We start from the raw sequence: 6169 nt of genomic DNA, 5'->3' as shown, positions 1-6169 counted from the left end.
CCTACACCCTTCCTCCTACTCCCTACTCCCTACTCCCTACTCCCTACTCCCTACTCCCTACTCCCTACTCCCTACTCCCTACTCCCTACTCCCTACTCCCTTGACTCTCCATTAACAACTGGTATAATCCTCAATAACCTACCATAATCAAGAAACCAAAACTCTTTTGCCTGGGTCTGCGATAATCAAAGGCACCGGAGTTTTTCCCATTCTTGAAGCAAAACCCGTCACCATCGATGACGAAACTAATTATTCAAATCCCCTGCTACAACGAAGAAAACAGCCTAGGGATTACCCTTTCGGTGCTTCCCCGTCAACTGAGGGGTGTAGATACCGTTGAGTGGCTAATTATCAATGATGGCAGTACAGACCGCACCGTAGACGTAGCCCGCTCTTATGGCGTAGACCACATTGTTAATTTTAAACACAATCAGGGACTAGCCAAAGCTTTCATGGCAGGAATCGAAGCTTGCTTGAAAGCAGATGCGGACATTATTGTCAATACCGATGCGGATAATCAGTACTGCGCTGATGACATTCCCAAACTCATACAACCTATTATATCAGGTCGAGCCGAAATAGTGATCGGGGCACGACCGATTCAGAAGATTAAGCACTTCTCCCCTATTAAAAAGTGTCTACAAAAATTCGGTAGTTGGGTAGTCCGAATTGCTAGCAATACTAATATCATTGATGCTCCCAGTGGATTCCGAGCCTTTAGCCGAGAAGCCGCCTTAAAGCTAAATGTCTTTAATGAATACACCTACACCCTAGAAACTATTATTCAAGCTGGACAAAAAGGCATCGCTATTACGTCTGTACCAATCCGCACCAATCGCTATTTACGCCCGTCCCGTCTAGTCAAGAGTATCAGTGCCTATGTTAAGCGATCGCTAATCACTATCCTGCGAATCTCCATGACCTACAACCCCCTGAGATTCTTTATCACCTTGGGGACAATTCCATTTACCCTAGGAACCTTACTGGGGATTCGTTGGTTAATCCTATACTTCGCTGGTACTCCCAAAGCTCACGTACCCAGCCTAGTTTTAGCTGCTATTCTGATTCTAATGGGCTTTCAACTGTGGATATTTGGTTTAGTGGCAGACCTAATGGCAGTCAATCGTCAACTTCTAGAAGACATCCAACTACGACTACGTCGATTGGAAGTTGACTCCAATCACACTCCCCATTTGCCATCAACCGGAAATCATCAACAGCGGGAAAACCGTGATGAGGGGGGAGAAGGAGAAGAATTTGTCAATAGTTTCTTGAATCGTTGACACTCCCATTGTTATAGTTGGAAGCTCTTAAGACTACTTGTTATAGTGGGAAGCTCTTAAGACTACTTTTGGCTGAAAAGAATTAATCACTCTCGGACTGAAGCACTGACACATTCAGCAGCAAATAATGACCAGAGACCTATTCGCCCGTCACGCCCTAAACCAAATCCCTAAAATCCTTACCCTCCTAGACCGAAATCCCCACAGCCCCACTTACGGGTGCTTCGACCGTAATTTCTGGCACTATAAAATCATTGATTTTCCTAGTGGGATGGCACAGGAATTTGTCTGGCCCCTAGCACTAGTTTATCATACCGACTTGCCAGATAACCCGTTCTACCAGCAACCAGTAATTCTCGATTGGGTCGAAGCAGGGATACTTTTTGCTGCATCCAGTTCCCATCCCGATGGCTCCTGTGATGATTATTTCCCTTTTGAGCGTGCTGCTGGAGCCGCCGCCTTTTCTTTATTGGCTAGCATCGAAAGTTACAAAGCCATGGGACTCCATAACCCCATTGCCTTACAATTCTTTGAAAAACGAGCAGATTGGCTAGCCCATCACATGGAAAGTGGACAGCTCAGCAACCACCAAGCCTTGATTGTCTTATGTTTAGACCTGCTATCGGAACTGTTGCATACCAATCAATGGGATAGAGCGCGATCGCAAAGACTAGAGCAAGTATTATCCTGGCAAAGTCCCGAAGGTTGGTTTATAGAATACGAAGGCTGCGACCCAGGCTACCACACCTTAACGATTTCCTGTCTAGCCAGGATTTATCTGTTGAGATTAGACCCACGCCTAAAAGAAGCTCTGATCAAAGCTGTCGAATTAGCCGCACAATTCATCCATCCCGATGGTTCCTATGGCGGAGAATACACTAGCCGTAACACTTACAACTTTTTTCCCCATGGCTTTGAATTAGTAGGACGCTGGTTTCCAGAAGCCCTAGAGATTAATGACCGCTTCTTGGTGGGATTAGCTAATGGTCTTGGTCCCTGTTACGCCGATGATCACATTATTGGTCACCATACATGGAATTATCTCCTATCTTGGCGGGATTTTGTCAGCAACCGACCCAAACCAACTCCCCGTCGCAGTGGTCGCGTATGGTTGAAAGACGCCAACATCCTAATTGAGCGCCGTCGAGGTACAGAACTTTATTTAGCTTTGAATAAAGGAGGCGTTTTTAAGATATTTCGAGACAATCAATTAATTGCTTCAGATACCCATTTTTCTATATTAGTACAAAACAGAGGTAAATTAAAAAATGCTGTTGGTCATCTGATTGATGACTATCAAGTTAAAGTCAGTGAAGATGAAATTCTGATTGAGGGAAACTTGGGATGGGCGAAACAGAAGCAAATGACTCCAATGAATTTACTAATTCTGCGGGGAGTGATGTTAACGATAGGACGCTTCTTTCCCAATTTAATTCGGAAATTATTGCAGAAATTATTAATTACTGGGAAAAAAGACGCTCCCTTCTGCTTTCGCCGATATTTTTATTGGCAAGGTGAGCGATGGTTAGTAATTGATGAATTACAAGCTAAGTCTTGGAAATCGGTACAAAGTGTCGGCATTGGTGGGGACCAGACATCGATTTATGTGGTCATGAGTCGTACTTTTCAAGCAGGACAATTACAAGCCTGGGTTGACCTCAGTGATGAGGTGCAAACCTTGGATGATTATGAATGGTTGAAGTTCGAGCAGCGTTTTTGAGATCAGATAACTGGGAAAATATTTTTGAGTGCCTCAGTGGTCAAGTGTTGTGTGATCAATGCTTATCCCAACTATAGCGCTATAAAATTTGTTGGTGATTAGATCATGTCTTATCAAAAAAATGGCGTTGCTGATTCTGGGTATGGTTTTGCCCCCCTAACCCCCCAATTCTGGGGGGAATAAGACGTTCAAAGTCCCCCGAGCGAGCAATCCCTCCCTCGGGGGATTTAGGGGGCTTTAACAAAACCAGATGATTGCGCATTCATTCCTTAATTCAGCAACGCCAAAAAAATTAGGGCTATATTTAATCCTCCCCAACCAAATTATTATACCGCTATAGTTTTGATAGGCTCCTACTCTTAAGTAAAGATAGCGCTATTTAATTAAGAGTATCCTTTGCCTCCGCCGGTCAAGTAATAGCGCTATAGTAATTGGGTTCAATTCAAGCTACTAAATATAGCGCTAATCTAATCAGCTTACTAACTTCCTAAAACTATAACGATAGCCAAGATATTAAATTATGTAACAATTACCAAAAAATACTAGCACTATTTAAAAATTTGTGTTAACCTCAGATAGAAACTATACAATAGCGCTATAGTAAAGAGGAAAAGACATGGTAGCAAAAGACATAGTGGAATTTTAGGAAGAATCTGAGGGTAATCTATATAGGCTAAGGTTTTTAGGTTAGTCTCTTTCGCGACTCAATCCGATCACAGAAACAGTTTCGATAGCAATGCCCACCTGCTGAGAGAGATGGTGTCAGCGTTTTGACAATGTCTTCAAATTGGGGCTATTTGGAATTTTATTCACAATTATAATTTAGCGCTGCCTTAGGCACTGCTTAATAGACCGGTTGTAAATCATAACATCACTAATTCTACAGAACTGCCCATAATTTTTATTAGATGATATGAACTATAAAAATTGGATGGAAAAATGGAGAAATCGAAATCTCTACTACTATAAAGACTTAGAAAAGTTTTTCCGCTTTTCAACACGTCCTGGCTATTCTGTCTTAGAGGTTGGTTCACGTTTGGGGTACTTATTAGCGGCTGTTAATCCAAGTTATGGCCTCGGAATTGATAGAAATTCCGAGGCCGTCGAAGATAGTCAGAAAAGTTTTCCAGGACTGGAGTTTCAGGTAGAGAATATAGAATATTTTCAACCCCTAGAGAAATTTGATTATATTTTATTGGCCAATACAATCAGCTACATAGAGGATATACAGAAGGCATTACATTCTATAGAAAAAGCCTGCCATAATAATAGCCGTTTGGTCATGACGTTTCAAAACCCTGTATGGGAACCTATTCTACAATTTGCCACCTTGATCGGGCAACGCATGCCCTTATCAGATCTCAACTGGTTGAGTCTGGAAGATATTCAAAATTTATTACAACTAACTGGTTTTGAAGTCCTTTATCACGGAAAAAGATTACTCTTTCCAAAGCGAGTGCCACTAATAAGCTATTTTATAAATCGGTTCCTAGCACCCTTGCCTTTTATCAACCAACTTTGTTTATGTGAGTATATTATTGCCAGATTACAGCCTAAAGATGCTGATGCTCAAACCCAAATTCAGCAAAGGACTTGTTCAGTGATTATTCCAGCACGAAACGAAGCAGGGAATATCGAAGCTTGCGTCACCCGGATGCCAAAATTGGGCCGACATACTGAAATCATCTTTGTAGAAGGAAACTCTAGAGATGACACCTGGTCAGAAATTCAACGGGTTCAGGAAAAGTACAAAGATCGATGGGATATAAAAGTTGCCCAACAATCAGGGATAGGCAAAGGAGACGCAGTTCGCCAAGGCTTTAACATGGCAACAGGAGACGTTTTTATTATCTTAGATTCCGATTTAACCGTTAAGCCAGAAGATTTAGTTTACTTTTTCGAGGCGATCGCTTCTGGATACTGTGAATTTGCTAACGGTTGCCGCCTCATCTACCCAGTAAATGCTACTACTATGCCCTGGTTGAACCGAATGGCTAACCGTTTCTTCGCCTGGCTACTATCCTATCTTCTTAATACTAAAATCAAAGACTCTCTCTGTGGAACCAAGGCAATTTCAAAAGAGAATTATTGCCGCATTGCGGAAAATCGGAGTTACTTTGGTGATTTTGACCCTTTTGGCGATTTTGATTTGTTATTCGGCGCTGCGAAGTTAGGATTAAAAATAAATGATATTCCCGTCCGTTATATGCCCAGAACCTATGGCGCTTCAAATATTCAGCACTTTAAGGAGGGGTTGGTACTTTTTAAAATGTGTGCTTATGCAGCCAAGAAGATAAAGTTTTCCTAATTATATAGCTGACTTCTGTGATTACTATGCTTAACTTATTAAGACTTCCTGAGTTATCTAAGATGACCAATCTAGATAATCCAAACAACATCCATGTATTAAGGGCAATAATTCAGCGCAAACCCTTTCTTATAAAAACTTATAATAGTTTTTATAATCAGTTATTAGTGAGAATTAAGACAATTCCACCAGATGGTAAAATTGTGGAGCTTGGTAGTGGTGCTAGTTTCTTAAAAGAATACAATTCTCAAATTATCACTTCAGATGTCTTACCCTATGATGGTGTTGATCTAGTTTTTTCTGCTTTAGATATGCCCTTTGAAGACAACGATCTTAGTGCCATCCTGATGATTGATGTATTGCACCATATTAAAGATTCGCGACAATTTTTTCGGGAAGCAGATCGTTGCCTTAAGCCTGGTGGAAAACTTGTCATGATCGAACCAGCAAATACTTGTTGGTCTAACTTTATTTATAAGAATTTTCACCATGAACCATTTAATCCACGGGGGTATTGGGGTTTTGAAGAAGGGGGACCATTGTCAGGAGCAAATATGGCTATTCCTTGGATTATTTTTAACCGAGATAGCGAACTTTTTCGGGAAGAATTTCCTCGTTTAAGAGTACGAAGTATAAAAAATCATACACCCTTAAGATATCTGATTAGTGGAGGATTGTCTATGAGACAACTTCTCCCATCAGCCCTTTTTAGTCTAGTGCAATTTATGGAATGGCTTCTATCACCCCTTAATCCTCACTTGGGAATGTTCATGACGATTGAACTAGAAAAAGTAATTTAAGTGATAGCTAATGCTTAAATTAATAATAAGGATAATTATATTAAAACAACTACGTTAA

General features: G+C 41.1%; 4 protein-coding genes. All 4 read left to right on the top strand.

Going from position 1 to position 6169, the window contains the following annotated elements; genetic code table 11:
* The first annotated feature begins 236 nt into the window (after positions 1–236).
* The 4 genes from F6K49_RS16010 (at position 237) to F6K49_RS15995 (ending at position 6111) form a co-directional block, all read left to right on the top strand.
* On the top strand, positions 237–1283 hold the full coding sequence (locus tag F6K49_RS16010) for a glycosyltransferase family 2 protein (protein WP_293023494.1): 1047 nt from the start codon (positions 237–239) through the stop codon (positions 1281–1283).
* Between the two features lie 127 nt (positions 1284–1410).
* Complete coding sequence (locus tag F6K49_RS16005) at positions 1411–3003, top strand: hypothetical protein (protein ID WP_293098201.1); 1593 nt, start codon at positions 1411–1413, stop codon at positions 3001–3003.
* Positions 3004–3916: 913 nt separating this feature from the next.
* Positions 3917–5311, top strand: coding sequence for a glycosyltransferase (locus F6K49_RS16000; RefSeq protein WP_075901089.1), 1395 nt, complete (start codon positions 3917–3919; stop codon positions 5309–5311).
* A gap of 62 nt (positions 5312–5373) precedes the next feature.
* Positions 5374–6111, top strand: a complete 738-nt coding sequence (locus F6K49_RS15995) for a class I SAM-dependent methyltransferase (protein ID WP_081431501.1) — start codon at positions 5374–5376, stop codon at positions 6109–6111.
* Positions 6112–6169 lie beyond the last annotated feature (58 nt).

It is taken from the genome of Moorena sp. SIO3I6 (assembly GCF_010672095.1).
The sequence above is the reverse complement of the archived record's forward strand: the minus strand, read 5'-3'. Positions and strand labels throughout refer to the sequence as shown.

Bases quoted from the DNA above. Each gene is read 5' to 3' on its own strand.
- F6K49_RS16005 (WP_293098201.1), top strand. From the start codon at position 1,411: ATGACCAGAGACCTATTCGCCCGTCACGCCCTAAACCAAATCCCTAAA.
- F6K49_RS16010 (WP_293023494.1), top strand. From the start codon at position 237: ATGACGAAACTAATTATTCAAATCCCCTGCTACAACGAAGAAAACAGC.
- F6K49_RS16000 (WP_075901089.1), top strand. From the start codon at position 3,917: ATGAACTATAAAAATTGGATGGAAAAATGGAGAAATCGAAATCTCTAC.
- F6K49_RS15995 (WP_081431501.1), top strand. From the start codon at position 5,374: ATGACCAATCTAGATAATCCAAACAACATCCATGTATTAAGGGCAATA.